The 26,829-nt window shown below is 68.9% G+C and carries 18 protein-coding genes; 14 read left to right on the top strand and 4 right to left on the bottom strand.

Going from position 1 to position 26,829, the window contains the following annotated elements:
• Positions 1-9: 9 nt before the first annotated feature.
• From VXJ25_RS05815 to rbr, 3 genes are all read left to right on the top strand, one after another.
• Positions 10-567, top strand: coding sequence for an RrF2 family transcriptional regulator (locus VXJ25_RS05815; RefSeq protein WP_330958274.1), 558 nt, complete (start codon positions 10-12; stop codon positions 565-567).
• Positions 568-1,449: an HhH-GPD family protein gene (locus VXJ25_RS05810; protein WP_407941918.1), complete on the top strand. Its 882-nt coding sequence runs from the start codon at positions 568-570 to the stop codon at positions 1,447-1,449.
• A gap of 103 nt (positions 1,450-1,552) precedes the next feature.
• The gene (gene rbr / locus VXJ25_RS05805) at positions 1,553-2,098 is read left to right on the top strand and encodes a rubrerythrin (protein WP_330958273.1); all 546 of its coding nucleotides are present in this window, start codon (positions 1,553-1,555) and stop codon (positions 2,096-2,098) included.
• A 108-nt stretch (positions 2,099-2,206) separates the two neighbouring features.
• Here rbr and VXJ25_RS05800 read toward each other — a convergent pair whose 3' ends face one another.
• The 3 genes from VXJ25_RS05800 to VXJ25_RS05790 all read right to left on the bottom strand — a co-directional run bounded on the left by VXJ25_RS05800 (position 2,207) and on the right by VXJ25_RS05790 (position 4,985).
• Positions 2,207-3,325, bottom strand: a complete 1,119-nt coding sequence (locus VXJ25_RS05800; RefSeq protein WP_330958272.1) for a sensor histidine kinase — start codon at positions 3,323-3,325, stop codon at positions 2,207-2,209.
• The gene (locus VXJ25_RS05795) at positions 3,322-4,017 is read right to left on the bottom strand and encodes a response regulator transcription factor (protein WP_330958271.1); all 696 of its coding nucleotides are present in this window, start codon (positions 4,015-4,017) and stop codon (positions 3,322-3,324) included. Before VXJ25_RS05795 ends, VXJ25_RS05800 begins: the two co-directional genes overlap by 4 nt.
• A gap of 95 nt (positions 4,018-4,112) precedes the next feature.
• On the bottom strand, positions 4,113-4,985 hold the full coding sequence (locus tag VXJ25_RS05790; RefSeq protein WP_330958270.1) for a DUF975 family protein: 873 nt from the start codon (positions 4,983-4,985) through the stop codon (positions 4,113-4,115).
• Between the two features lie 399 nt (positions 4,986-5,384).
• Here VXJ25_RS05790 and VXJ25_RS05785 point away from each other — a divergent pair, with 399 nt between their 5' ends.
• Positions 5,385-6,704, top strand: a complete 1,320-nt coding sequence (locus VXJ25_RS05785; protein WP_330958269.1) for an O-acetylhomoserine aminocarboxypropyltransferase/cysteine synthase family protein — start codon at positions 5,385-5,387, stop codon at positions 6,702-6,704.
• A gap of 170 nt (positions 6,705-6,874) precedes the next feature.
• Here the strand turns inward: VXJ25_RS05785 and nth are convergent, their stop codons facing one another.
• Positions 6,875-7,636, bottom strand: a complete 762-nt coding sequence (gene nth, locus VXJ25_RS05780) for an endonuclease III (RefSeq protein ID WP_330958268.1) — start codon at positions 7,634-7,636, stop codon at positions 6,875-6,877.
• Positions 7,637-7,916: 280 nt separating this feature from the next.
• Here nth and glgB point away from each other — a divergent pair, with 280 nt between their 5' ends.
• The 10 genes from glgB to VXJ25_RS05730 all read left to right on the top strand — a co-directional run bounded on the left by glgB (position 7,917) and on the right by VXJ25_RS05730 (position 26,792).
• The gene (gene glgB / locus VXJ25_RS05775; RefSeq protein WP_330958267.1) at positions 7,917-10,085 is read left to right on the top strand and encodes a 1,4-alpha-glucan branching protein GlgB; all 2,169 of its coding nucleotides are present in this window, start codon (positions 7,917-7,919) and stop codon (positions 10,083-10,085) included.
• Positions 10,086-10,196: 111 nt separating this feature from the next.
• Entirely contained in the window at positions 10,197-12,626 is a 2,430-nt protein-coding gene (locus tag VXJ25_RS05770; RefSeq protein ID WP_330958266.1) for a glycogen/starch/alpha-glucan phosphorylase, read from the top strand.
• Positions 12,627-12,680: 54 nt separating this feature from the next.
• Positions 12,681-13,823 carry a glucose-1-phosphate adenylyltransferase gene (locus VXJ25_RS05765; protein ID WP_330958265.1) on the top strand — a complete coding sequence of 381 codons (1,143 nt, stop codon included), beginning with the start codon at positions 12,681-12,683 and terminating at the stop codon, positions 13,821-13,823.
• A 2-nt stretch (positions 13,824-13,825) separates the two neighbouring features.
• Positions 13,826-14,926 carry a glucose-1-phosphate adenylyltransferase subunit GlgD gene (gene glgD, locus VXJ25_RS05760; RefSeq protein WP_330958264.1) on the top strand — a complete coding sequence of 367 codons (1,101 nt, stop codon included), beginning with the start codon at positions 13,826-13,828 and terminating at the stop codon, positions 14,924-14,926.
• Between the two features lie 10 nt (positions 14,927-14,936).
• Positions 14,937-16,433 (top strand): glycogen synthase GlgA, encoded by a 1,497-nt coding sequence (gene glgA / locus VXJ25_RS05755; protein ID WP_330958263.1) that lies wholly within the window; start codon positions 14,937-14,939, stop codon positions 16,431-16,433.
• A gap of 425 nt (positions 16,434-16,858) precedes the next feature.
• Positions 16,859-20,128, top strand: a complete 3,270-nt coding sequence (locus VXJ25_RS05750; RefSeq protein ID WP_330958262.1) for a 4-alpha-glucanotransferase — start codon at positions 16,859-16,861, stop codon at positions 20,126-20,128.
• A gap of 10 nt (positions 20,129-20,138) precedes the next feature.
• Positions 20,139-23,591, top strand: coding sequence for a transcription-repair coupling factor (gene mfd / locus VXJ25_RS05745; RefSeq protein WP_330958261.1), 3,453 nt, complete (start codon positions 20,139-20,141; stop codon positions 23,589-23,591).
• A gap of 90 nt (positions 23,592-23,681) precedes the next feature.
• On the top strand, positions 23,682-24,704 hold the full coding sequence (locus VXJ25_RS05740) for a Gfo/Idh/MocA family protein (protein WP_330958260.1): 1,023 nt from the start codon (positions 23,682-23,684) through the stop codon (positions 24,702-24,704).
• 35 nt (positions 24,705-24,739) lie between these two features.
• Complete coding sequence (gene mazG, locus VXJ25_RS05735; protein ID WP_330958259.1) at positions 24,740-25,660, top strand: nucleoside triphosphate pyrophosphohydrolase; 921 nt, start codon at positions 24,740-24,742, stop codon at positions 25,658-25,660.
• Between the two features lie 100 nt (positions 25,661-25,760).
• On the top strand, positions 25,761-26,792 hold the full coding sequence (locus VXJ25_RS05730) for a hypothetical protein (RefSeq protein WP_330958258.1): 1,032 nt from the start codon (positions 25,761-25,763) through the stop codon (positions 26,790-26,792).
• The last annotated feature ends 37 nt before the right edge of the window (positions 26,793-26,829 follow it).

Genomic DNA, 26,829 nt, shown 5'->3' with positions numbered 1-26,829 from the left:
GCATTTATCGTGGACATATCCAGGAAGACTGACTATGCGCTGCGCATGATCGCCGACCTGGTGCGCCATCCAGGCTCGGTCGTCTCAGTGAGAAGCGCGGCGGAGGAGAACGGCGTGCCCTACTCCTTCGCCCGCTCGATTCAGCACGAGCTCGTGCGCGCCGGCATCATCGAGAGCCTCCGCGGCTCGCACGGTGGCATGAAACTCGCCGTCGACCCGCACGAGGCCACCTTGCTCCAGGTGATCGAGGCCCTGCAGGGGCCGGTCAACATAGCGGTCTGCGACACGTGCGAGCGCGACTACCCCTGCCCGAACCTCGAGACCTGCCGCTTCAACCGCATCTGGTGCTACGCGCGCAAGCTGCTCGAGGCCTACTTCGGGAGCGTCTCGCTCGCAGATGCCATCCTCGGCACCGACTCCGCGCGCCAGCCCTCGCCCGAGGTGAGCGCCCTCGCGCCGCACCTCGGCGAGCTGGCGCTCGCGGGCTGCCCCAAGACGGGCGTCGGGGTAGACGTCGCGTTCGGGAGGGGCGGGGAGCCCGTCGACGGCACCGCCAGGGGGCGCTAGGTGACCCGCGGGCCTGACGCCGGAGGGGGCGACGCCGAGCGACTGGCGCGCTTCCGCGCGACCGTTCTCGCGCGCGGCCGCGAGCTCTACCGCGACCTGCCCTGGCGCGGCACGCGCGACCCCTACGCCGTCTGGGTCTCCGAGGTCATGCTGCAGCAGACCCAGGTCAGCCGCGTGGACGGGCGCTGGCAGCGCTGGCTTGCGCGCTTCCCGACGCCCGAGGCCCTCGCCCAGGCCCCCACGGCCGACGTTTTGGCCGAGTGGCAGGGGATGGGGTACAACCGCCGCGCCCTCTCGCTCGCCCGCGCCGCCCGCGCCGTCGTCGAGGCGGGCGCGTTCCCGCGCGAGGAGGAGGACCTTCTCGCCCTGCCGGGCGTGGGGCCGGCGACCGCCGCGGGCGTCCGTGCCTTCGCCTTCGACCTGCCTGGCGTCTACCTCGAGACCAACGTGCGCGCCGTCTTCCTCCACGAGCTCTTCCCCGGCGAGGCGGGCGTGGCGGACAAAGACCTCGTGCCCCTCGTCCGCGCCACCTGCCCGCCCGACAGCTCGGACCTGGAGGACGACCCGCGGACGTGGTACTACGCCCTGCTCGATTACGGCGCCCACCTCAAGCGGACGCTCCCCAACCCCTCCAGGCGCTCGCGCGCGCACGTGCGGCAGTCGCGCTTCGAGGGATCGCACCGCCAGAAGCGCGCGGAGGTGGTGAGGATCCTCCTGGCCCACCCCGAGGGCGTCCGTGCCGAGCAGGTCTCCGACGAGCTCGCCCGCATGGAGGAGGCCGCCGGCCGCGAGGGGGTGGCCACGGCCGACGTGCGCGCCCTGCTTCGTGAGCTCGCCGGCGAGGGGTTCTGTCACGAGTCGGGTGGTAATTGGAGGCCGTGATGGGTATATACTGTCCATGTCCCTGGCCTGCGGTTCGTTCGGTGCGGCAGGGCGGGGCTCAGATTCAGGGGTGCCCTCCGAGGAGGGCGTGAGAGGAGCGTTCATGGCAGTGGATTTCGAGAGCTCGCAGACCAAGAAGAACCTCGAGGCGGCCTTCGCGGGTGAGTCCCAGGCCACCAACAAGTACGCCTACTACGCGAGCAAGGCCAAGAAGGAGGGTTACGAGCAGCTCTCCGCCATCTTCAGCGAGACCTCCGGCAACGAGCGCGAGCACGCCAAGCTCTGGTTCAAGTACCTGCACGACGGCGACGTCCCCGACACGCTGACCAACCTCAAGGACGCCGCGTCCGGCGAGAACTACGAGTGGACCGAGATGTACCCCGGCTTCGCCAAGACCGCCGACGAGGAGGGCTTCAAGGAGATCGCCGCCAAGTTCCGCATGGTCGGCGAGGTCGAGAAGCACCACGAGGAGCGCTACCTCAAGCTCGTCGAGCGCGTCGAGAAGGGCGAGGTCTTCTCCCGCCCGGGCGTGAAGGTCTGGAAGTGCCGCAACTGCGGTCACCTGCACGTCGGCGAGACCGCCCCGAAGGTCTGCCCGGTCTGCAACCACCCGCAGTCCTACTTCGAGGAGCAGGCGATCAACTACTAGCGTCTGCGACGAGCGCGCGCGGCGCAGGAACCGTGTAGCGCAGGAGCGCGAGCCTGACGAGGGGCGCCCTTCTCGGTCATCCGGGACGGGCGCCCCTTTCTCGGCGAGCTACCCCTCCTCGAGGATGGGGCAGGAGACGACGAAGGCCTTGGTGTAGGCGCCCGCGGGCTGCCGCAGGGCGAACCCGAAGCCGTGCTTGTCGCTGATGCGCTTGGCGACGGACAGCCCCAGGCCGAAGCCCTTGGTGGAGCGTGAGGAGTCGCCGCGCGAGAAGGGCCTCAGAAGCTCCGAGGTGGGCTCGGGGAGGGGCGTCCCGGTGTCGGCGACGCTCGCCAGGGCGACGGTGCCCCTGCGCTCGAGCGAGACGGCGACGGTCGTCCCGCACGGGTTGTGCCTGACGGCGTTGGCCACGAGGTTGGAGAAGACGCGCGCGAGCTGCGTCGGGTCGGCGAGGATGGGGCAGGGGCGCTCCGGAACGTCCGCCACGACGAGCACCCCCTCGCGCTCGGCGTCCGCGTAGGCCTCCGCCGCGACCTCCAGGAGGAGCTCCGCGAGGTCGCAGCGACGTCGCTCGAGGCGGAAGCCCTCGCTGTCGAGCTGCGCGTACTCCACGAGCAGATTCACCATGTCCCCGACGGCCAGGGCCTTGTGCGAGATGGTCCGGAGGTACTCCCGTCGCCTCTCCGGCTCGCTGACCACGTCGTCCGCGAGGGCCTGAGAGAGGGCGGCGATAGAGGTGACGGGCGTGCGGAGGTCGTGGGCCAGATCCGCCACGACGAGGTTGCGCTCCTGCTCCTCGCGCCGGCGCTCGCGCGCGAAGGCCTCCTGGACGGCCCTGACCCTTCCGTCCACGAGGAACGCGAAGACGACGGCTGCGACCACGATGGGAAGGAGTACCAGCGCCTGCATGAGCAGCAGGAGGGCGACGAGGCCGTCCGCCTCCGGCCGGAGGGCATCGGAAGGCCCTTGGGACCCGAGGACGAGCTCGGCCAGGAGGCGCGGCAGGCGCGAGATGAGCCCGAGGGCGGATTCCTGCGCGACTTCGCTTCCGACCGAGGAGACGAGCGCCGACGCAACCGGGGCGAGGAGGCGGTCCTCGACCTGGAAGACGGCGACCTCCGCCAGCGCGGTGAGGGCGCAGGTGACGAGGAAGGCCTTCACGAGGTAGCCCTTGAGGTCGCTCATGGGCTGGGGGCCGATCCCCCCTTCGGTCCCGGCGCCGCTCATGGCACGATCCTGTACCCGATGCCACGGACGGTCTGGATGTGGCGCTGAGGCTCGCCTCCGAGCTTGGCGCGCAGCTTGGAGATCGAGACCATCACGCTGTTGTCCGCGCCCGCGAACTCCTGCTGCCAGGCGTAGTCGAAGATCTGACGCTTGGTGTAGACCCTGCCGGGGTGCGCCATCAGGAGCTCCATGATCCTAAGCTCGACGGGGGTGAGCGGGACGGGCGTCCCGTCGAGGGTGAGCGTCGCCTCGTCGGGCGAAAGGGTGAGCTCGCCCACCCTGAGCTGGGGCGCGCCGGCCGCCGCGCCGCCCGCGACGGAGGAGCCGAGCCTCGTGTAGCGCCTGATGGCCGCCCCTACGCGGGCCACCACCTCGAGGGGGTTGAAGGGCTTGGCGAGGTAGTCGTCTGCACCGAGGTTGAGGCCCAGGATCTTGTCGGGGTCCTGCCCCTTAGCGCTCAGGAGGATGACGGGGACGTTGCTGGTGCGCCGGATCTCGCGCAGGGCGCCGTAGCCGTCGAGCACGGGCATCATGATGTCGAGAAGAATGAGGTCGACGCCGCCGTCGGCGACGCGGCCGACCGCCTGTCTGCCGTCCGCGGCCTCGCGGACCTCGTACCCGGCGTCCTCGAGGTAGAGGCGGACGACGTCGCGGATGGAGGCGTCGTCGTCTGCGATGAGCACGTAACCCATGTGGTCCCCCTGTGGTGCGGGGCGGCTGGGCCGCCCCGCCTCGTTGGATTCTTGTCGGGTTGCCTAGGGATGATGGTATCCCCCGGGGCCCTAGCCTACTCGGCGAGTGGGTCTTGGGGCCCGCCGGGCAGGGTGGGGGTGGGGTTGTCGCCGTAGCGCAGGGCCTCGAAGAGAGCGGCGTTGACGCCCTCCTGGTAGGGCCTGGAGTAGAACGTGCCCACCAGGCCGAGCGTCAGGCAGGAGAGGAGCTTCCAGCCGAGGAAGGAGAGGTCGAGGACGAAGGCGCCCCACTTGTTGCCGTCCATCATCCTGCGGCTCTCGGCGGTCGCGGCGTCGCAGTCCAGGGTGGGGTCCTCCGCGAGCAGGTAGGGGATCATGCGGTACTCGTAGTACTTAACGATGCCGGGGACGACGAACAGGAGCGTCCAGGCGAAGAGCTTGAGGTCGCGCAGGAACATGACCTTCACGATGTTGAGGTAGTTGCTGTCGAACGCCCAGAGGAGCTCCTGGACGCGGCCCGGGCCGCTCAGGTTCGAGACGAAGAAGTGACGGGCGCCGACCTCGAGCGGCAGGAAGAGGAAGACGCCGAGGAGGATGCCCACGGCCCCGACGACGAGCGCCACGCCCGCCAGGATGCCGACGACCGCGACGGTGGTCAGGTACGGGACGTGGGGGGCGAGCACCTCGTCCGTGGCGTCTGCCTCGGAGGGGTCGTACGCGTAGCCCTCGGTGGCGTAGGGGTCGGCCTGGCTCCCGCCCTCCCAGTCGACCGCGCTCGTCGCGGCCGCCTCCGCGGCAGCCTCCGGCGAGGTGTAGCGCCAGCCGCCCGGGCCGGCCGCCCGCCCCGCGCCGCCTCCCGCGAACACGACGACGCCCAGCACGAAGGCCACGAACACCGACTTCCAGTAGTTGTGCCTGAGGGCCTCCTTGCCATGTGCCTTGAGGTCCTCCCTGCTCCATCCAGACATACCAGACGCTCCTCTCTCGAGGGGGCGCATCGCGCCCCCGGTCCCTGTCGCACACGCTTCGATGAGAGCATCGCGCACGAGCCTGTCGCTGGCCTGTCCTCAACCTTTCGGCTTCCTTAACATCGCGGCCGAGCGACCCCGCAGTTAACGGTAAAACAGATAGCCAAGTGGCGATACTTGGTGCAACCACAAGGCTTCCCTCGGACGCTGCGAGCGCCTATAGTAACGACCCATGAAGACGCAGAAGACATATCAACCAGAAACGGGCAGGCAGATGCCGTAGCCCGGGCGCGTGAGGAGAAGGTCTTCTCACGGGTTCGGGCGAGACCCTAACCGCGCAGATATCAACTCGGGCGATATCACAGAGGCATCGCCACCAAGCAGAACAAGGAGCAGGACATGGCCTTCGAACTCGACCCCACCTTCGCGCAGGACCCCTCCAAGCACTTCAACACCCTCCAGGTGCATGCGGGCTGGTCGCCCGACCCCACCACCGGCTCGGCTGCCCTCCCCATCTACGCCTCCGCCGCCTTCGAGTTCAAGGACGCCGAGGACGGCGCCGCCAAGTTCGCCCTCTCCCGCCCCGGCAACGTGTACGGCCGCCTGACGAACACGACGACCGACGCGGTCGCCGCCCGCATCGCCGCCGTCGAGGGCGCCACCGGTGCCGTGGCCGTCGCCTCGGGCCACGCGGCCGAGATCCTCGCCCTCACCAACCTCGTGGGCGCGGGCGACGAGATCGTCGCCTCCGACTCGCTGTACGGCGGCACCTGGAACATCTTCCTGCACACCCTCGGCGACCTCGGCGTCAAGACCACCTTCGTCGAGAACAACGACATCGACGCCTTCGTCGCCGCGACCACGCCCAAGACCAAGCTCTGGTACGTCGAGACCATCGGCAACCCCCTCGTGGACGTCGCCGACGTCCCCGCCATCGTCGAGGCCGCCAACTCCCTGCCCTCGCCCGTGCCCGTCTTCGTGGACAACACCTTCGCGACGCCCTACCTGTACCGCCCGGCCGAGGATGGCGCCGCCGTCGTCATCGAGTCGCTGACCAAGTGGATCGGCGGCCACGGCGCCACCCTGGGCGGCGCCGTCGTGGACACCGGCAGGTTCGACTGGAAGCAGGACCCGGAGAAGTGGCACACCCTTGCCAAGCCCGACCCCTCCTACCACGGCCTCGTCTTCGCTGACGCCGCCCCCGCCGCGCCCTTCGCGACGCGCGTGCTCGCCAACAAGCTCCGCGACTTCGGGCCGACGCTCTCCCCGTATGCCGCCCAGCTCATCGGCCTCGGCATCGAGGACCTGTCCCTGCGCGTCCAGCGCCACTCCGACAACGCGCTCGCCGTGGCCAACTACCTCAAGAGCAACCCCAAGGTCAGCTGGGTGCGCTACTCCGGCCTCGAGGACGACCCGAGCCACGAGGTGGCGAGCCGCATCCTGCAGCACGGCTTCGGCGGCGTGGTGGTCTTCGGCGTCAAGGGCGGCCGCGAAGCCGGCCTCAAGGTCGTCGACAACGTCAGGCTCTTCACGCACCTCGCCAACGTCGGCGACGCCAAGTCCCTCATCATCCACCCGGCGTCCACCACGCACTCCCAGCTCACGGCCGCCCAGCTCGAGGCCGCCCACCTCTCCGAGGACCTCGTGCGCCTCTCCGTCGGCATCGAGGACGTGGAAGACATCATCGCCGACCTCGACCAGGCGCTCGCCAAGGCGTAGGGGAGAAGGACGGCGCGCCCGCCGGCGGTACGGCCCTTGCCGGCCGCGCCGGCCGGGCGTAGGGTCCGCCATAGCCGCAAGGGGGCGGCGCGCACAGGCGATCCCGTGCGCGCCGCCCTTCTCCGCACCGGTGCCGGCCGTGCCGGCCTGTCCGCGTCCCGCCTCGGGGCCTATCGCGCCCGCGACCCCGCTCGCGCCCCGGAGCCCGACTTCGCCTGCGACCCCGCGTCCCTCTTGGCGCCAGACCGCGCCCGGCCGTTGCCCTTGCCGTTCACGTGCACGTTCTTGCCCACACTCGGGCAGAGGTCGGCGAGCGGGCACCCCTCGCACTTGGGCGCCCGGGAGGTGCAGACCTGCCGCCCGAAGAGAATCCACTGGGAGTTGACGTCCTCCCACAGCTCGCGGGGGAGCAGGGAGAGCAGGTCCTTCTCGGCCTCGAGCGGCGTGGGTGCGCTGGTAAGGCGCAGCCGCGTGGCGATGCGGTAGACGTGGGTGTCCACGGCGATGCCGTCGACGATCCCGAAGCTCTTGTTGAGCACGATGTTGGCGGTCTTACGGCCGACGCCGGGCAGGCGCGTGAGCTCCTCCATGGTGTGCGGCACCTCGCCCGCGAAGTCGCTCACGATCATCTGCGCGATGCCCACGCAGTGCGCAGACTTCGACTTCCAGAACCCGAGCGTGCGGATGACCTCCGCCACCTCCGCAGGCGAGGCCTGGGCCATGCTCCGGGCGTCCGGCCAGCGCCGGAAGAGCTCGGGCGTGACGCGGTTCACGGAGGCGTCCGTCGTCTGGGCGGACAGCATGACCGAGACGACCGTGGTGAAGGGGTTGGAGAAGTCGAGCTGAGGCTCGGCATGCGGGTAGAGCTCGCCCATGCGGCGGCACACCTCGACCGCCCGCTCGCGCTTGCGCGCCTTCGACTCCCTCGGCATCGAGACCATCCCTCCGGCCCGCTCTCGACGGGCTTCAAACCAAATCAAGTCATGATAGCGCATGGCGGTGGGGTGGCGGTGGAGGCGCCTGCCCGCGGGCCGTATGGAATCGTTTCCGGTCTTGGCTCCTCCTCAACAACTGTTTGAAATAAGATGAAGAGGATTATCGAGCACCCGCCTCTCCGCGCGGGTGCGTCGGTCCCTGCCGCGGGCTCCCGCGGCGCTCTGGGATGGGGTTGGCCAAGGAACTCAAGGGACTGGGTCCCGACGGGAGGGCGACATGAGCGCACCCATTGAGAACTTGCTCATCACGAGCGACGACCTGTACTTCCTTGCCGAGGGAAGCTGGTACCGCAGCTACGAGAAGCTCGGTGCGCATCCCTGCCACAGGGACGGGCAGGAGGGCTACCTCTTCGCCGTCTGGGCGCCGGACGTCAAGGGCGTCTCAGTCACGGGCGAGTTCAACGACTGGGACCCCGAGGCGGACAGGCTGACGCGCACGCCGGTGGGCGGCGTGTGGTACGGCTTCGTCCCCGGCGTCAAGCCCGGCCAGCTCTACAAGTACCTGATAGAGACCCGTGCGGGCGACCTCCTCTACAAGGCCGACCCCTACGCGTTCATGTCCGAGAAGATCCCGGGCACTGCGTCGCGCACGGCCGAGGTGGAGGGCTACGAGTGGGGCGACGCCGGGTGGCTCGAGCAGCGCAAGGCGACCTCCCACATGAAGCGCCCGCTCAACATCTTCGAGGTGCACCTCGGCTCCTGGAAGCGCCACGACGACGGCCTCTCGGGGATCGGCGAGGCCAACACCGACGAGACCTCCGGCTCCTACCTCACCTACGACGACCTCTCCGTCGAGCTGGTGGACTACGTCAAGCAGATGGGCTACTCCCACATCGAGCTGCTCCCCGTCATGGAGCACCCCTTCGACGGCTCCTGGGGCTACCAGGTGACCGGCTACTTCGCGCCGACCTCGCGCTTCGGCGAGCCGAGGCAGTTCATGCACTTCGTCGACGCCTGCCACCAGGCCGGCATCGGCGTGATCCTGGATTGGGTCCCCGGAGGATTCTGCCGCGACGAGCAGGGCCTCGTCCACTTCAACGGCACCAAGCTCTACGAGAAGGAGGAGCACCCCAACTGGGGCACGTACAAGTTCAACTACGAGCGCGGCGAGGTGCGCACCTTCCTCATCTCCAACCTGCTCTACTGGGTCGACTGCTACCACGCCGACGGCATCCGCATGGACGGCGTCACCTCGATGCTCTACCTCAACTTCGGCGTGGACGACCCCGCCCAGAAGAAGTTCAACGAGAAGGGCACGGAGGAGGACTTCGTCTCCATCAGGTTCATCCAGCAGTGCAACAAGGTCGTCGAGTCCTACGACCCCGACGTCATGATGATCGCCGAGGAGTCCACGGCGTGGCCCCTCGTCACCTACCCGCCCGAGAACGGCGGCCTGGGCTTCAACTACAAGTGGGACATGGGCTGGATGAACGATACCCTGCACTACATGCAGACCGACTTTCCGTACCGCCCGGGCAACCACGGGCTCCTGACCTTCTCGATCATGTATGCGTTCAACGAGAACTTCGTGCTGCCGCTCAGCCACGACGAGGTCGTGCACGGCAAGTGCTCGCTGATCGTGCGCCAGCCGGGCGACCAGTGGCGCCAGTTCGCCGGCCTGCGCTCGCTGGCCCTCTACCAGATGACGCACCCCGGCGCCAAGCTCAACTTCATGGGTAACGAGATCGGCCAGTACATCGAGTGGCGCTACTACGAGGGCATCCAGTACTTCCTGTGCGACGAGTACGAGACCCACCGCAAGCACCGCCACTACGTCGCTGCCCTCAACAGGTTCTACAGCGAGAACCCCGCGCTCTTCGAGCGCGCGTACACGAGCGACGGCTTCGAGTGGATCGACGCCAACAACTCCGAGCAGTCGATCGTATCGTTCGTGAGGCACGGGGACGACCCCGCCGACGACCTCTACGTCCTGCTCAACTTCGACGTCAACGGCTACGAGGAGTACCGCATCGGCGTCAACAGGCCGGGCGTCTACCAGGAGGTCTTCAACTCCGACGCGACCGAGTTCGGCGGCTCCGGCGTCACCAACGGCGAGACGAGGTTCGCCTCGGACGACAAGCACCCGTGGAACCTGCGCGAGCAGTCGATCGACGTGCGCGTGCCCCCGCTGGGAGGCGTGGTGTTCAAGCGCGTGGCTGACCTGCCGCCCAAGACCAAGAAGGCCGTGCGCAAGCCGGCGGCGGCGAAGGCCAAGCCGGCCGCGAAGCCCAAGCCGGCCGCGAAGCCCAAGGCGGACGCGGCGAGCAAGCCGGCCGCGCCCAAGGCCGAGAAGCCCCGGGCGACGAAGGCCAAGCCGGCAGCGAAGCCCCGGGCGCGCAAGTCGGCGGCCAAGGGCACGCAGCCCGCGAGGAGGAGGACCAAGTAGCGCACGGTGGCGCCGCGTAAAGTCATCGGTGTCGACTCTTGCGGCGACGCCGCGCCGGCCGAAAGTGTTCTACCATTCGCTTGTCCTGTCCCTCGACAAAAAAGGAAACATATGCAGAACAAGACCGGGATCTTCAAGGACAAACAGGACTTCGTCGAGCAGTACCGCGACAGGTGCAAGACCCAGCTCGGCAAGGAGTTCGAGGACCTCAACGAGCACGAGCGCTTCTTCTGCCTCGCCAAGCTGATCGCCGACAAGGCGCGCCAGACCGGGCTCAAGACCCACGTCAAGGGCGAGAAGCGCGTCTACTACTTCTCCCTCGAGTTCCTCCTCGGTCCCCTCCTGGACAACTACCTGCTCAACTACGGCGTGCGCGACCTGGTCGATGAGGCCCTGAAGGACATGGGCGACGACCTCGAGACGCTGTGCAGGCAGGAGGCCGACCCCGGCCTCGGCAACGGTGGCCTCGGGCGCCTCGCCGCCTGCTTCCTGGACTCCATGGCCCACGAGGGCATCGCCGGCAACGGTAACGGCATGCGCTACCAGTACGGCCTCTTCCGCCAGGAGATCGTGGGCGGCCGCCAGGTCGAGCGCACGGACGACTGGCTCTCCCACGGATACCCCTGGGAGAGCCGCAAGAACGAGTCGGCCGTTATCGTGCAGTTCGGCGGCCAGGTCGTCCGTCACGAGGACAACGGCTACTTCTGGTTCACGCAGGAGGGCGGCGAGTTCGTGAAGGCCGTCCCCTACGACGTCCCCATCGTCGGCTACGGCGCCAAGAAGGTCAACGAGCTGCGCCTCTGGAAGGCCGAGCCCTCCAAGGACAACTTCGACCTCGACGCCTTCAACGCGGGCGACTACACCAAGGCGTTCGCCTTCAGGGCCAACGTGCAGGCCATCTCCACGATCCTGTACCCCAACGACGCGGGCGAGCACGGCAGGCTGCTGCGACTGAAGCAGGAGTACCTGTTCGTCTCCGCCGGCCTCCAGAGCATCCTGCGCACCTACGAGCGCGAGTACGGCGCCGACAGGTGGTCCGAGCTCGCCGAGCACGTCAGCATCCACACCAACGACACGCACCCCGCCATGTGCGGCCCCGAGCTCATGCGCATCCTCGTGGACGAGAAGCGCGTGGACTTCGACGAGGCCTTCAGGATCGCGCGGGCGACCTGCTCCTACACCAACCACACGGTGATGCCCGAGGCGCTCGAGAAGTGGCCCATCTCCACCTTCCGCAACCTCCTGCCGCGCCTGTACATGATCATCGAGGAGATCGACCGCCGCTACCGCGACGGCTTCCCGCGCACCGGCTCCAACTGGTCCGACGCCCTCAAGAACACGGCCATCCTCTGGGACGGCCAGGTCCGCATGGCCAACCTCTCCGTGATCTTCTCGCACTCGGTCAACGGCGTCTCCGCGCTGCACACCAAGATCATCGAGGACAGCGTCCTGCACGACTTCTACAAGCTGACGCCCGAGAAGTTCAACAACAAGACCAACGGCGTGTCCCACCGCCGCTTCCTCGGCAACGCCAACCGCGCCCTCTCGGGCCTCATCACGCAGGCCATCGGCGACAAGTGGTACGACGACGCCATGGAGCTCGAGAAGCTCGCGGCCTTCGAGGGCGACGACGGCTTCCTGGAGGACTTCGCCAAGGCCAAGCAGACCGAGAAGGAGCGCCTGGCCCGCTACGTCAAGGAGGTCACGGGCGAGGTCATCGACACCTCGACCGTCTTCGACACCCAGGTCAAGCGCTTCCACGCCTACAAGCGCCAGCTGCTCAACGTCTTCAAGGTGCTCGACATCTACAACCGCATGATCAACGAGGGCTTCGAGCCCCAGCCGACCACCTTCGTCTTCTCCGGCAAGGCCGCGCAGAGCTACACCTTCGCCAAGGAGGTCATCCGCCTCATCAACTCCGTCGCGGACGTGATCAATAACGACCCGCGCGTCAGCGACCGCATCAAGGTCGTCTTCATCCCCAACTTCGCGGTCTCCAACGCGCAGATCATCTACCCGGCGACCGAGGTCTCCGAGCAGATCTCCACGGCGGGCACCGAGGCCTCCGGCACCTCCAACATGAAGTTCATGATGAACGGCGCCATCACGCTCGGCACCTACGACGGCTCCAACGTCGAGATCTGCGACCTCGTTGGCGAGGAGAACATCAAGATCTTCGGCCTGCGCGCCAACGAGGTCGAGGCCATCAAGGAGGGCGGGCGCTACTTCGCCTGGAACGAGTACAACGCCGACCGCGCCCGCCTCGGCCGCGTGGTCGACATGCTGGTGGACGGCTCGCTCGCGCACCTCTCGGGCAACTTCGAGAGCGTCCACGACGAGCTCATGGTCAACAACGACCAGTACCTCGTCCTCAAGGACTTCCACGGCTACGTCCAGGCCTGGGAGGAGCTCATGTCGGGCTACGACAACCGTCGCCTCTGGAACCGCATGGCGCTGCACAACACGGCCAAGGCGGGCTACTTCTCGAGCGACCGAACCATCCGCTCGTACGCTGAGGACATCTGGCATATTGGCAAGTAGGGGTGACCGGCCGGGGCACGGGCCTGCGGCCGGTCCGTCTAGAAAGGGGAAGGCATGAGCAAGAAGGAATGCGTCGCGATGCTTCTTGCCGGAGGGCAGGGCAGCAGGCTCAAGGCCCTGACCAACAAGGTCGCGAAGCCTGCGGTCTCGTTCGGCGGCAAGTACCGGATCATCGACTTCGTACTCTCCAACTGCGCGAACTCCGGAATCACCACGGTCGGCGTGCTCACCCAGTACCGTCCGTACCTGCTTCACTCCTACCTCGGCACGGGCGAGGCGTGGGACCTCGACGAGCGCGGTGCTGGCGTGGCCATCCTTCCCCCCTACGCCACGCAGAAGGGCGGCGCCTGGTACGCGGGCACGGCCGACGCCATCACGCAGAACATCGGCTACCTCGAGGAGCAGGACCCCGAGTACACGCTGATCCTGTCCGGCGACCAGCTCTACCGCATGAACTACGGCGAGATGCTCGCGGTGCACAAGAAGAACAACGCCGACCTGACGGTCGCCGTCATGCCCGTCGACTGGTCCGAGGCTTCCCGCTTCGGCATCATGAACTGCGACGACGAGGGCCGCATCGTCGAGTTCGAGGAGAAGCCCGCCCAGCCCAAGAGCAACCTCGCCTCCATGGGCATCTACATCTTCAACACCGACCTCCTCGTCCGCACGCTCGAGGCCGACGCGCAGGATGCCTCCTCCGAGCACGACTTCGGCAAGAACATCATCCCGACGCTGCTGGCGGCCGGCAAGCGCCTCTACACCTACCAGTTCAAGGACTACTGGCGCGACGTAGGCACCGTCGCCTCCTTCCATGAGGCGAACATGGAGCTCCTGGGCGAGCAGCCCGCGTTCGACCTGTACTCGACCGAGGCGCCGATCATGAGTAACGCCTCGACGAGGCCTCCCGCGTACGTGGGCCACTACGCCGACGTCGACGACGCGCTGATCGCCAACGGCTGCACCATCCTGGGCCACGTCAAGCACTCCGTCGTCTCCATCGACGCCTACGTGGGCGAGCGCGCGACCGTCATCGACTCCGTGCTCTTCCCGGGCGCCCGCGTTGAGGACGGCGCCACCGTCGTGAACGTCGTGCTGGGAACGAACGCCGTGGTCAAGGAGGGCGCGACCCTCGGTGACCCCAAGGAGGAGACGATCGCCATCGGCGATGACGACGTCATTGAGAAGGAGGCTGAGTAGAGATGCAGAAGGCGCTGGGTCTCATCACCGCAAACTATGGAATCGCCACCCCGAGCGTTCTCGTCGAGAACCGCCCCGTTGCCTCCCTTCCCTTCCTCGGCCGCTTCCGCCTGGTCGACTTCCCGCTCTCCAACATGGTCAACGCCGGCATCCGCACCGTCGGCCTGATCATGCCGCCCAACTACCGCTCCCTCATCGACCACGTCGGCTCCGGCAAGGACTGGGACCTCGACCGCAAGGAGGGCGGCCTGTTCGTGATGCCGGGCTCCCCCTTCGGGACCTCCCGCCAGGGCGGCCGCTTCCTCGTCCGCGACCTCGTGCTCAACAGGCAGCTGTTCGAGCGCAACAGCGAGGACTACGTGGTCCTGTCCACCTGCAACATCATCTTCAACGCCGACGTCAAGTCCCTGCTCGAGAAGCACGTAAGCTCCGGCGCCGACCTCACGCTCGTCACGCGCAAGATGGCCGAGGCCAACCCGAGCGTGCTCGGGCTCACCATCGAGGACGGCAAGGTCGTGGGCAAGAAGTTCGGCGTCGACTTCGGCGACACCGGCTTCCTCGACCTCGCGATCATCAACCGCGAGCTGCTCCTCAAGCTCGTCGACACCTTCAGCGCCATGGAGGACAAGGACCTCATCTGCGCGCTCGTCGAGACCGGTGAGGTCAGGCACCTGAATGTCCAGTGCGTCAACTTCGACGGCTACTACGCCGCGATCTTCGACACCGATCACTACTATCGCGCCAGCATGGACCAGCTCAACCCCAAGGTCCTGGCGGAGCTCTCCCCGAAGGAGCGCTTCATCAAGACGAAGGCGCACGACAACGCCCCCGCCAAGTACGAGCCGGGCTCGCACGTCACCAACTCGCTCGTGGCCGCCGGCGACCGCATCTACGGCTCCGTCACCGACTCCGTGCTCAGCCGTGACGTCATCGTCGAGACCGGCGCGACCGTGCGCAACTCGATCGTGATGCAGGGCGTCGTAATCCGCGCGGGCGCGCTCGTCACCAACGCCATCATCGACCGCGGCAACGTCATCGCCCCCGGCACCGAGCTGCGCGGGACGAACGACGACATCCTCGTCCTGGGCAAGGTCAGCGAGTAGGGACCCCATCATGGCAGACTCCGTAAGAAGAAAGCTCAAGATCCTGTTCGCCGCCTCCGAGGCGGTGCCCTTCGCGAAGACCGGCGGCCTCGGCGACGTCGCGGGGTCGCTCCCGCGCGCGCTCAAGCACGCCGGCGCGAAGGTCGCCGTCATCATGCCCAAGTACGGCAGCATCCCCAGCGAGTACCTGGAGCAGATGAAGCACGTCGCTGACTTCTACGTGCCGCTGAGCTGGCGCAGCGTCTACTGCGGGATCGAGAAGCTCAGCTATCGCGGGCTGGACTTCTACTTCGTGGACAACGAGGCCTACTTCAAGCGCGACGGCCTCTACGGCTACTTCGACGACGGTGAGCGCTTCGCGTTCTTCTCGAAGGCCATCTGCGAGGCGATCGCGAAGGTCCCTGAGCTCGCCTGCGACGTCCTGCACTGCAACGACTGGCAGACGGCCATGGCGCCCGTGTTCCTGCGCGAGTTCTACAACCAGCTTCCGGTCTGCCAGAACGTCAAGACGGTATTCACCGTTCACAACGTCAAGTTCCAGGGTCAGTTCTCCGACAAGGTCCTGAACGACGTCCTCGGCCTCGCCGACGTGCCCGCCGCCCGCGACCAGCTCTACTGTGCGCCGCAGGCGATCAGCTACATGAAGGGCGCCCTGCTCTACTCCGACCTGATCACCACGGTGAGCCCGAGCTACGCCAACGAGCTGCAGATGCCGTTCTACGGCGAGGGCATGGACCCGATCTTCCGCCGCCGCGCGGGCCAGCTCAGGGGCATCCTGAACGGCATAGACACGACCGAGTGGAACCCCAAGACCGACCCCATGCTCCAGCAGAACTACTCCGCCCAGGACCTCGACGGCAAGGCGGAGGACAAGCGCGCGCTGCAGGAGGAGCTCGGCCTCAAGCAGGACCCGACGCGGCCGCTCGTCGCCATGGTCGGCAGGCTGACCAAGCAGAAGGGCCTCGACCTCGTCCGCTACGCCATGAACTCCCTCATGTCCCGCGGCGTCCAGGTGGCCGTGCTCGGCACGGGCGACAAGGACTACGAGGACTCGTTCAAGTACTTCGACTGGAAGTACGGCGACCAGATGGCGGCGCGCATCACCTTCGACAACTCGCTCTCGCACCGGATGTACGCGGGCGCCGACCTCTTCCTGATGCCGTCCGAGTTCGAGCCGTGCGGGCTCTCGCAGATGATCGCCATGCGCTACGGCACCCTGCCCGTGGTGCGCGAGACCGGCGGCCTGCAGGACTCCGTCAAGCCCTACAACCAGTACACCGGCGAGGGCACCGGCTTCAGCTTCGCCAACATGAACGCCGACGAGATGGCCGACTGCCTGCTCGGTGCCTGCGAGCTCTTCTGGACCGACGAGGACTCCTGGCGCAAGCTCCAGCTCCAGGCCATGGAGGAGGACTTCTCCTGGAGGCGCGCCGCCAACGACTACATGGACATCTACCACGACCTGCACCCGGAGGTCATTCGCTACAACAAGCGGCGCGACCGCTAGCACCGGGGCGCGCCCCGCGCCCTTCGGCGACGGGGCGGGCGCGGCGGCATCGCGACAGGCGGCCTCCCATCCTGCGGGCTCTTGCGAGCCGGGGATGGGAGGCCCCTTTTCGTGCGGGCCCCGCTCCGCCCGCACCCGTCCCCTTAGCGCCCACTCTCCCGCGCCCCGTCGCAAGAGGGCCGCTTTCTGGCCTATAGCTGGCCTTATGCCGAAAATGAGCTTGTGAACGATTGCGATACGTGTTATGGCGCGCGCGTGTTATGGTCATGTATCAGAATATCGCGGCCGAGTGCCGCTCTGGATGCCGCGGGGCGCTCCCCCGCCGCGAGGACAGCGCGAGGGGCCTGCCCGCTCGCGGAAGCCGGGGGGCCAGGCGTCAGGCGGGAGTCGCCGCGCGCGTGGGGCATCCACGTCAGGGGGAACAAGTGAGAGCAAAGCACAGTACCTCGTGTAGCTCCTATCGCCGGCCCTTCGGGGCGGCCAAGCTCGGAGGGGCCATCACGCTCGGCATCGACGTCTGGGACGAGCGCGACCCCAAGGCCCGGCTGAGGCTCTGGGTCGACGGCGAGGGGGAGACCCTCCTCGACATGGAGGGGTCCGAGCAGGGTGACCACGTCCACTTCGAGGTGAGCTTCACCCCCTCTAAGACGGAGATCATCTGGTACAGCTTCCTCCTCACCGCAGACGACGGCGCCGTGTGGCGCTACGGCGCGCGCGAGGAGTGCAAGGTGGGCGAGGGCGCCTTCGCCATGGGGGAGCCCCCCTCGTTCCAGATTACGGTCTACACCCCACGCTACGTGGTCCCCGAGTGGTACCGTCGCGGGATCGTCTACCAGATCTTCCCCGACCGCTTCCATCGCGGCGCCGACTGGGAGCGCCGCGTGCGCGACGCCCTCGGTCCCAAGCGCAACGGCCCCGGCCGCGACCTCGTGGCGGACTGGAACACCCCGCCGAGCTACCGCAAGGACGAGTTCGGCCGCATCAGGGTGTGGGACTTCTACGGCGGCACCCTCGAGGGCGTCCGCGAGAAGCTCGGCTACCTCGAGGGCCTCGGCGTCACGGTCATCTACCTCAACCCGATCTTCGAGGCGGCGAGCAACCACCGCTACGACACCGCCGACTACATGCGGATCGACCCCATGCTCGGCGACGAGGAGAGCTTCCGCCGCCTGTGTCGGGACGCGCGCGCCCACGGCATCTCGATCATCCTCGACGGCGTCTTCAACCACACCGGCTGCGACTCGCGCTACTTCAACAAGTACGGCAACTACCCCGAGAAGGGCGCCTACGAGAGCGCCGACTCGCCCTACGCGAGCTGGTACAACTTCACCGACGACGAGCGCGACCAGTACGTGAGCTGGTGGGGCGTCGACGACCTCCCCGACGTCAACGAGGAGGACCCGGGCTACCGCGAGTTCATCTGCGGCGAGAACGGCGTCGTTCGCAAGTGGCTGCGCCTCGGCGCGAGCGGCTGGCGCCTGGACGTCGCCGACGAGCTGCCTGACGACTTCATCGCCGACATCAAGCGCGCGGCGCTGGCCGAGAAGGACGACGCGGTCGTGATCGGCGAGGTCTGGGAGGACGCCACCAACAAGGTGAGCTACGGCAAGCTCCGTGCCTACCTGCAGGGCTCCGAGCTCGACGGCACCATGAACTACCCCCTGCGCGGCGCCCTCCTCGACTACCTGCGCGGGCGCGCCAGCGCCCAGCAGCTCGCCGACAGCCTGGAGACCCTGCGCGAGAACTACCCCGAGGAGGCCTTCTACCAGGAGCTCAACCTGCTCGGGAGCCACGACCGCGAGCGGCTCCTCACCATGCTCGGCGCGCCCGACGCCGACAGCCTCAACGACGATCAGCGCCGCGACTTCCGCATGAGCGCGGGGCAGCGCGGCCTCGCCGTGAGCCGGCTGTGGGTGGCCGCCCTCCTGCAGATGACGCTGCCGGGCGTGCCCTGCGTCTACTACGGCGACGAGGCGGGTCTCGAGGGCTACACCGACCCGTACAACCGTGCCCCCTTCCCCTGGGGGAGGGAGGACAAGGACTGCCTCGCCATCTACCGCAACGCCATTGCGGTCCGCAAGACCCTCAAGGTCTTCGAGACGGGCGACTTCAGGCCGTTCGCGCTCACGGAGAGCGTCTTCGGCTTCACCCGCACCGACGGCGACACGACCGTCTGCGTCCTCGCCAACGCGAGCCTCAAGGACTCGGCGACGGTCGAGGTGCCCATGTACGGCGCCCAGGTGGACGACATCGTCCAGGGCAAGGCCCCCAAGGTCGCGGGGGACGGCCGCACCTGCCAGGTCTTCCTGTGGCCGCTCGGCACCTCGGTGCTTTACTACCACGACCGCGTTCGCCTGCAGAGGCCGATGGAGCGCGGCATGGGCGTGCTCTGCCATGTGACGAGCGTCCCCAACGCGGGCGCGCCCGGTACGCTCGGCGCGCCCGCCGAGCGGTTCGTGGACTTCCTCGCGGACTGCGGCCAGACCTACTGGCAGGTCCTGCCGGTCAACCCGACCGACCAGTTCGGCTCGCCCTACGCCGGCCTCTCTGCCTTCGCCGGCAACCCCCTCCTGATCGAGGGGTTCCAGACCAGGCTCGACGAGCTCGTGGCCGACCTCGACTCCGACCGCGGCTACGCGCGCTTCTGCGAGGAGAACGAGGACTGGCTGAGGCCCTACGCCACCTTCTGCGCCATCAAGGAGGAGGTGGGGGAGGACGTGCCCTGGCAGCGGTGGCCCAAGGAGTTCGCGTCCTACTCGCCCAGGCTCTCCCGCGACCCCAGGCTCGCCGCGAGCTTCGAGGTGCACCGCCGCACCCAGTACGTCTTCGACTGCCAGTGGCACCGGCTCAAGAACTACGCCAACGACCGAGGCGTCCAGATCATCGGCGACATTCCCATGTACGTCTCGGGCGACTCCGCCGACGTGTGGGCCGAGCGCTCCGCCTTCGACCTCACGCCCGAGGGCTACGCGGCCGGTCGCGCCGGCACGCCGCCCGACCAGTTCGCCGCCGACGGCCAGCTCTGGGGCAACCCCACCTACCGTTGGGCCGACCTAGAGCGGGGCGGCTACCAGTGGTGGGTCAGGCGCTTCAGGCGCATGATGGACCTCTACGACTACGTCCGCCTCGACCACTTCCTGGGCTTCTCGAGCTACTACTGCATCCCGGAGGGGGCCAAGGCCACCGAGGGCGCCTGGCGCTTCGGACCCGGCAAGGACCTCTTCGACGTCGCCCGCAGGGAGCTGGGACCGCTGCCGTTCATCGGCGAGGACCTCGGCACCGTGACGCCGGCCGTGCGCCTCTTGGTCTCGAGCACGGGCTTCCCCGGCATGGACGTCGTGCTGTTCTCCGACGGCGACCCCGAGCAGGGCTACCAGCCCGCGCCGGACAAGGTGGTCTACACCTCGACCCACGACACGCAGACCCTGCTGGGCTGGGTCAAGTCGCGCTATGGGAGCGAGAACCCCGAGCGCATCTACTTCGACCTGATGCGCAAGTGCCTCGCGAGCCCCGCGGACGTGGTCATGGTGCCGCTGCAGGACGTGCTCGCCCTGGATGACTCGGCGCGCATGAACGTGCCGGGCGTCGCCGAGCGCAACTGGAGCTGGCAGGCCGACGAGGGCGCCGTCGAGGCGAGCCGCACCTTCCTCGCCGAGCTCGCCCGCGACTCCGACCGCCTGCACAACCGTCGCTAGGGAGAAAGACTTGTTCATCGACCGCGTATCGCAGCAGCTTCTCACGGCCCCCGAGCTCCTGCCCCTCCTGCACGAGCTCCACGAGGGCAACGACGCCTCCCTGGCCGTCGCCCAGAGCGCCCGCCCCCTCGTGGTGGCCGCCCTCTGGGCGCACGACCCCAGGCCCTGCCTGCTCGTGGTGCCGGGGGAGGAGACGGCCGACCGCGTGGCTCGCCACCTCGCCGCCTGGCTCGGCATCGAGGCCGTCCAGCGATACCCCGAGCGCAAGGACTGGCCGTGGTCCGACAAGCCCGTCGACGACGCCGTCATCGGCGCGCGCTGCCGTGCCGTCGAGCGCCTCGCCGCCGGCGAGAGGTGCGTGGTGGTGGCGAGCGCGCGCTCGCTCCTCAGGCGCGTGCCCCCCAAGGGCTCGGGCTACTTCGCCTCGAGCACCTTCTCCGTAGGCGACCAGGTCGACTTCGAGGACGTCCCGCGCCTGCTCGTGGGCATGGGCTACGTCGACGCGGGCTCGGCCGACGAGCCCGGGGGCTTCCACGTGCACGGCGACGCGGTCGACGTCTTCCCGGCGCAGGCACCCTCGCCGGTCAGGATCGAGTTCTTCGGCGACGAGATCGACCGCGTGAGGCGCATGGTGGCCTCGACCGGCCAGACCATCGGCGAGCTCTCGAGCGTCACCGTGGGCCCCTGCCGCGAGCTCGCCCTCACGGACAAGACCGTGGCGCTCGCGGAGCGCGCCCTCTTCAACGCCGCGCAGGAGAGCACCTCCGTCGCGGCCGACCTCGAGCTCATCCGGCAGCGCTCCTCCTCGCCGACCGTCGACCGCTACCTGCCCGCCCTCTACGGCAAGACCTCCTCGCCCCTCGAGTTCGTGGCGCCCGACGCCCTCGTGGTGGTCGCCGAGCCGCGCGCCCTCTTCGACGACTGCGTGCACGCCTACGACGACATCGTCTCGGCCTGCAACAAGGCGCGCGTGGACCCCAAGGGCCTCTACACCCCGCCCCAGCAGCTCGACTTCGGCAGGCAGCAGCGCCTCTCGCTCCAGAGCATCCTGCGCGCCGGCGGCACCGTCACGGCGGAGATGCGCGTCAAGCAGCCCGACATCGCCGGCTCGGACACCAAGCTCCTCGCGCGCCTGCGCGGGCTCTTGGCGGACGGGGCGGCCGTGGCCTTCGCCGTGCCCGACCGCGGCGCGCGCGAGGCCCTCGAGCTCACCCTGACCGACGAGGGCATCCCCTACTCCGAGTCGCTCGCGGGCGACCCCGAGAACCGCGACCCGCTCGGCAGCGAGGCGGCGCGCACGCCCGCGCCCCTCCCCAAGGGCGAGGTCACCTTCTTCGACGCGCCGGTGCCCGCAGGCGTCGTCGTCCCCACGGCGCACCTGGGGGTGCTGTCCGTCTCGGACCTCACCGCGCGCATGGCCAAGCGCCACCACCGCGTCCGCAAGGTCGACCCCACGAGCGTGACCTTCCCCTTCAAGCCGGGGGACTACGTCGTCCACGCGACGCACGGCATCGCGCTCTTCTCGGACATCGTGCGCCAGGAGGTGGGCGGGCGCGAGCGCGACTACTTCCTGCTGGAGTACGCCGACGGCGACAAGCTCTTCGTCCCCCTCGAGCAGGTAGACCGTATCACGCGCTACGTGGGCCCCGACGGCTCGAGTCCCAGGCTCACCCGCCTCAACACGGCCGACTGGAGCCGTGCGACCTCGCGGGCGCGCAAGAGCGCCAAGAAGCTGGCCTTCGACCTCGTGGACCTCTACACCAGGCGCAGCACCGTGCAGGGCTTCGCCTTCTCGCCGGACACGCCGGCGCAGCTGGACATGGAGGCGAGCTTCCCCTACGACCTCACGCCGGACCAGGCGGGCGCCCTCGCCGACATCAAGGAGGACATGGAGCGCCCCAAGCCCATGGACCGGCTGCTCTGCGGCGACGTCGGCTTCGGCAAGACCGAGGTCGCCCTGCGTGCCGCCTTCAAGTGCTGCCAGGACGGGCGGCAGGTCATGGTGCTCTGCCCGACCACGATTCTGGCCGAGCAGCACTACGAGACCTTCTTCGACCGCTTCGCCCCGTTCGACCTCAAGGTCGCGGTGCTCTCGCGCTTCGCCACGCCCGGCCAGCAGCGCGCCGCGCTCGAGGGCTTCGCGAAGGGCGAGGTGGCCGTCCTCATCGGCACCCACCGCCTGCTCTCCGCCGACGTGAACCCCCACGACCTGGGCCTCGTGATCATCGACGAGGAGCAGCGCTTCGGCGTCCAGCACAAGGAGCAGCTCAAGAACATGCGCGAGCAGGTCGACGTGCTGACCATGTCGGCCACCCCCATCCCGCGCACCATGCAGATGGCCATGAGCGGCGTGCGGGACATGAGCCTGATCATGACGCCGCCCCCCGGCAGGCTCCCCGTGAAGGTCGTGGTGGGGGAGTACAACCAGGACGTGGTCTCGGCCGCCATCCGCAACGAGCTCGCCCGCAAGGGCCAGGTCTACTACGTGAGCAACCGCGTCAACACCATCGAGGACGCGGTCGAGCGCGTGCGCGAGGCCGCCCCCGAGGCGCGCGTGGGCGTGGCGCACGGCCAGATGAGCCCCTCCCAGGTGGAGGAGGTCATGATGGCCTTCGAGGAGCACGAGGTCGACGTCCTCGTGGCGACCACCATCATCGAGAGCGGCATCGACAACCCGCACACCAACACCTTGATCATCGAGGACTCGCAGCGCCTCGGCCTGGCGCAGCTCTACCAGCTCAAGGGTCGCGTGGGCCGCGGGCGCACGCAGGCGTACGCCTACTTCATGTTCCCCGGCGAGATCACGCTCACCCCGGAGGCCACCGAGCGCCTGACGGCCATCAACGAGTACCAGGAGCTTGGCAGCGGCATGCGCATTGCCATGCGCGACCTCGAGATCCGCGGTGCGGGCTCGCTCGTGGGCGCCGAGCAGCACGGCAACCTCTCGAGCGTCGGCTTCGACCTCTTCACGCAGATGCTCGGCCAGGCCGTCGCCGAGGCCCGCGGAGAGGTGGGCGACGTGGAGCAGCCCGAGGTCACGATCAACCTCCCCGCGGACTTCTACCTCGCCGAGGAGTATCTGCCCGAGGTCGACAAGCGCGTGCTCGCCTACCGCAGGATCGCGGCGGCGACGGAGCTCTCCGACGTCGACGCCCTCCAGCGCGACCTCGAGGACTCCTGGGGCGCGCTGCCCGAGGCCGGCCGCAACCTGCTCGACCGCGCACGCATCCGCATCCGCGGCGGCCGGCTGGGCGTGACCTCGGTCTCGCTCACCGGCGGCAGGCTCGTGTACCAGGGGATCGAGGTCCCGCGCGACGTCGCGCGCAAGCTCAAGCAGAGGCGCGCTATCGTGTACCCCAAGACCAAGAAGCTCGCCTACCCCTTCAGCGCGGGCAAGGAGGGGCCGGTCATCTGCGCCCTCGCCGTGCTCGAGGAGGTCGGCGGGGACGACGAGGACGAGTAGGGCGCACGGGCGGCGACGGGGAGAAGGACGGGTCCGGCCGCCCGCGCGTACGTGCCGGTGAGCCGGCATCGCGACGAAGGAGGCAGGAGCATGGCAGGAGCACCTGGGTCCGAGGCCGGCGCGCGGGCGCCGCACCTGCGCTGGGGCGTGATCGGCTGCGGCGTCATCGCCAACGAGATGGCGCAGACGCTCGCGCGCGAGGGGCGCGCCCTCGACGGCGTCGCCAACCGCACGCACGAGAAGGCGCAGGCCTTCGGCGAGCGCTACGGCGTGCGCCGCGTCTACGACACGATCGACGAGCTGATAGCCTCGCCCGACGTGGATGCGATCTACCTCACGACTCCGCACAACACGCACATCACCTACCTGCGCCAGGCGCTCGCCGCCGGCAAGCACGTCCTGTGCGAGAAGTCCATCACGCTCAACTCCGACGAGCTCGCCTGCGCCCGGGAGCTCGCCGCCAAGAGCGGCGTGCAGCTGATGGACGCCTGCACGGTCCTGCACATGCCCCTCTACAAGGAGCTCCGCCGCCGTGCGCAGGCCGGCGACTTCGGCCGCGTCAACCTCGTGCAGGAGAACTTCGGGTCCTACAAGGACTACGACATGCGCAACCGCTTCTTCAACCCCAACCTCGCGGGCGGCGCCCTGCTCGACATCGGCGTCTACTCCATCACGCTCGCGCGCCTCTTCCTCGAGAGCTGCCCCACCGAGCTCGCGAGCCTCATGAACCCGGCGCCGACCGGCGTGGACGAGACGGACGGCATCCTCATGCGCAACCCGGAGGGCCAGATGGTGGTCCTCTCGCTCACCCTGCACTCCAAACAGCCGAAGCGGGCCATGGTCAGCGCCGACGCCGCCTACCTCGAGGTCATGGAGTACCCGCGCGCGGACGCGGCGAAGGTCGTCTGGACCGCGGACGGCCGCGTGGAGGAGGTCCACGCCGGCGAGCGCGAGCGCGCCCTCGGCTACGTGACGGACGACCTCGAGGCCGCGGTGGCGGGAGACGAGGAGGCGGCGGCCCAGATCGAGACCTCCGCCGACGTCATGGCGCTCATGACGAGGCTGAGGCGCGACTGGGGCTTCTCCTACCCGGAGGAGCAACAGGACCGCTAGGCGGAGCAGCGGAAGGCGGACCCTTGGAGGCTGGCATGGCGGTAGACGACGAGGTAGAGAAGGACGCGGGCGCCGAGGCGACGGCGATGGGGCTCCGGGCGGAGGGGATCGACCGGCAGACCCTCGCCCGCACCGGCGCGCCCGGCCGCCACGAGCAGTTCGAGCGCGTCGTCCGCATGGTCTGGCGGCTGCGCCAGCCCGACGGCTGCCCCTGGGACAGGGCGCAGACCCACGAGTCCATCGCGCGCGACCTCATCGGCGAGGCCTACGAGGCCATGGACGCCATCGCCGAGGGCGACGACGCGCATCTGTGCGAGGAGCTCGGCGACCTTCTCGAGCAGATCCTGCTGCAGGCGCAGATCGCCGACGACGAGGGCTCCTTCGACGTCGACGACGTCTGCCGCGGCCTCGACGAGAAGCTCATCCGCCGCCACCCCCACGTCTTCGGGCCCGCACCCGCGGACGCTGCGCCCGCGGCGGGCACCGCGGGCGAGGTCGAGGGCATCTGGGACGAGGTCAAGAGGGCCGAGCGCGCTGCCGCGGGGGAGGGCGGCGGGCCGCGCGGGCTTCTCGACTCCATACCGCGGTCGCTGCCGGCGCTCATGCAGGCCCAGAAGATCTCGAAGCGGGCCGCGAAGGCGGGCTTCGACTGGCCGGACGTCTCGGGCGTCTGGGACAAGGTGGCCGAGGAGCGCGCGGAGTTCGAGGCCGAGGAGCCGGGCAGCGAGGAGGCGTCCGAGGAGTTCGGCGACCTTCTGTTCGCGCTGGTCAACGTCGCTCGCATGCAGCACTTCGACGCCGAGGAGGCGCTCGAGCGCTCCAACCGCAAGTTTCGCCGCCGCTGGGCCAGGATGGAGGAACTCGCGCGCGAGGCCGGCGAGGACCTCGAGGCGCTCCCGTGCGCCCGCCTGAACGAGCTCTGGGACGCGGTCAAGGCCGAGGAGCGCCGCGCGTAGCTCCTGTGGGGCTTCGCGCGCGCCTGCGGCCGTCTGTCATAATGGGTTGCCTATCGACGACGGCGGATGCGCCGGCAGGCCAGGCAGAAACGAAGCGCACATGAACTCACCCAGAGAGACAGCCCCCACCAAGGGGGCCCAGCCCAAGCCGCACAAGCGCGTGGGCCGAGGGGCCACGCCCACCGGCCGGCGCGACGACTCGGCGGACGTGACGACCCGGCTGCCGCGCATCGGGGAGGACGGCAGGGTCGCCGACCCCACCGGCTCCGCGCCGAGGGCGGGGAGCAGGGCCTTCTCGCTGCCGCACCTGCCGAGGAAGGCGAAGCCCGCGCCGAGGCGCCAGGGCGCGCCCGCGGACGGGCGCCAGGGCGTCCCCGACACCGGCGCGGAGGGGTCGCCGATCGCCGAGAAGGCCGAGAAGGTCGAGAGGGCCGCGGAAGCCGCCGGCGCCGAGAGGACCGCGGACGCCGGGCCGGCGACCGAGGTTGGCAAGCCCGAGGGCCCCGGCACCCAAGACGGGGCCGAGCGCAGCGCAGGGGCGCCTGCTGAGGGCAGGCCACGCCGCCGTCGGGAGAGGGCTGCGGCCAGGTCCATCGCCCGCGGGGCGGACGCCCGCGGCGACGGCGGGCAGTCCGGCGCGGACGGTCCGGGCGATGGCGAGGAGGTCCGGGAGCGCCGTCGCGCCGAGGCGGCCCGCCCCAGGCGCCCGCTCGCCGAGATCGTGCGTTCCGCGCCTGCTACCTGCGCGGACTTCGCCCGAAGACACGTCCGCGGCCTGGTCGTCCTCGCCGTCGCCCTCGCCCTCGTCGCCGCCGTGTGGGGCCCGCTCGGCGACTACTACGTGGCCTGGCGCCGCTCCGGCGAGCTCGCAGAGAGCTACGCCTCCGTCACGGCCGACAACGACGCCCTGGGCAAGGACATTGAACGCCTTCAGACCCGCGAGGGCGTGGAGGACGAGGCCCGCAGGCAGGGCTATGCCTTCGAGGGGGAGAGCACCGCCACGTCCCCGTCGGCGCCAAACGACGCTAACCAGGGCTCGGACCCCACGAACCCCAAGCCCGAGGAGCCGACGGAGCGGCCGTGGTACATCGTGGTGCTCGACGCGCTATTCTGCTATAGGCCCCTGTCGTAGGGGCCCGTCGGCCCCGTCGCGGGGCGCATCGGTGGGG

The organism is Olsenella absiana (assembly GCF_036408855.1).
Taxonomy (GTDB): Bacteria; Actinomycetota; Coriobacteriia; order Coriobacteriales; family Atopobiaceae; genus Olsenella_K; species Olsenella_K absiana.
This window is presented reverse-complemented; position numbering and strand designations above follow the sequence as displayed.

What these genes read in the sequence shown, in the direction of transcription:
- rbr (WP_330958273.1), top strand. Translation starts at nt 1,553, where the DNA reads ATGGCAGTGGATTTCGAGAGCTCGCAGACCAAGAAGAACCTCGAGGCG.
- glgD (WP_330958264.1), top strand. Translation starts at nt 13,826, where the DNA reads ATGCAGAAGGCGCTGGGTCTCATCACCGCAAACTATGGAATCGCCACC.
- VXJ25_RS05790 (WP_330958270.1), bottom strand. Translation starts at nt 4,985, where the DNA reads ATGTCTGGATGGAGCAGGGAGGACCTCAAGGCACATGGCAAGGAGGCC.
- VXJ25_RS05770 (WP_330958266.1), top strand. Translation starts at nt 10,197, where the DNA reads ATGCAGAACAAGACCGGGATCTTCAAGGACAAACAGGACTTCGTCGAG.
- VXJ25_RS05795 (WP_330958271.1), bottom strand. Translation starts at nt 4,017, where the DNA reads ATGGGTTACGTGCTCATCGCAGACGACGACGCCTCCATCCGCGACGTC.
- mazG (WP_330958259.1), top strand. Translation starts at nt 24,740, where the DNA reads ATGGCGGTAGACGACGAGGTAGAGAAGGACGCGGGCGCCGAGGCGACG.
- VXJ25_RS05730 (WP_330958258.1), top strand. Translation starts at nt 25,761, where the DNA reads ATGAACTCACCCAGAGAGACAGCCCCCACCAAGGGGGCCCAGCCCAAG.
- VXJ25_RS05740 (WP_330958260.1), top strand. Translation starts at nt 23,682, where the DNA reads ATGGCAGGAGCACCTGGGTCCGAGGCCGGCGCGCGGGCGCCGCACCTG.
- glgB (WP_330958267.1), top strand. Translation starts at nt 7,917, where the DNA reads ATGAGCGCACCCATTGAGAACTTGCTCATCACGAGCGACGACCTGTAC.
- VXJ25_RS05800 (WP_330958272.1), bottom strand. Translation starts at nt 3,325, where the DNA reads ATGAGCGGCGCCGGGACCGAAGGGGGGATCGGCCCCCAGCCCATGAGC.
- nth (WP_330958268.1), bottom strand. Translation starts at nt 7,636, where the DNA reads ATGCCGAGGGAGTCGAAGGCGCGCAAGCGCGAGCGGGCGGTCGAGGTG.
- VXJ25_RS05785 (WP_330958269.1), top strand. Translation starts at nt 5,385, where the DNA reads ATGGCCTTCGAACTCGACCCCACCTTCGCGCAGGACCCCTCCAAGCAC.
- glgA (WP_330958263.1), top strand. Translation starts at nt 14,937, where the DNA reads ATGGCAGACTCCGTAAGAAGAAAGCTCAAGATCCTGTTCGCCGCCTCC.
- VXJ25_RS05765 (WP_330958265.1), top strand. Translation starts at nt 12,681, where the DNA reads ATGAGCAAGAAGGAATGCGTCGCGATGCTTCTTGCCGGAGGGCAGGGC.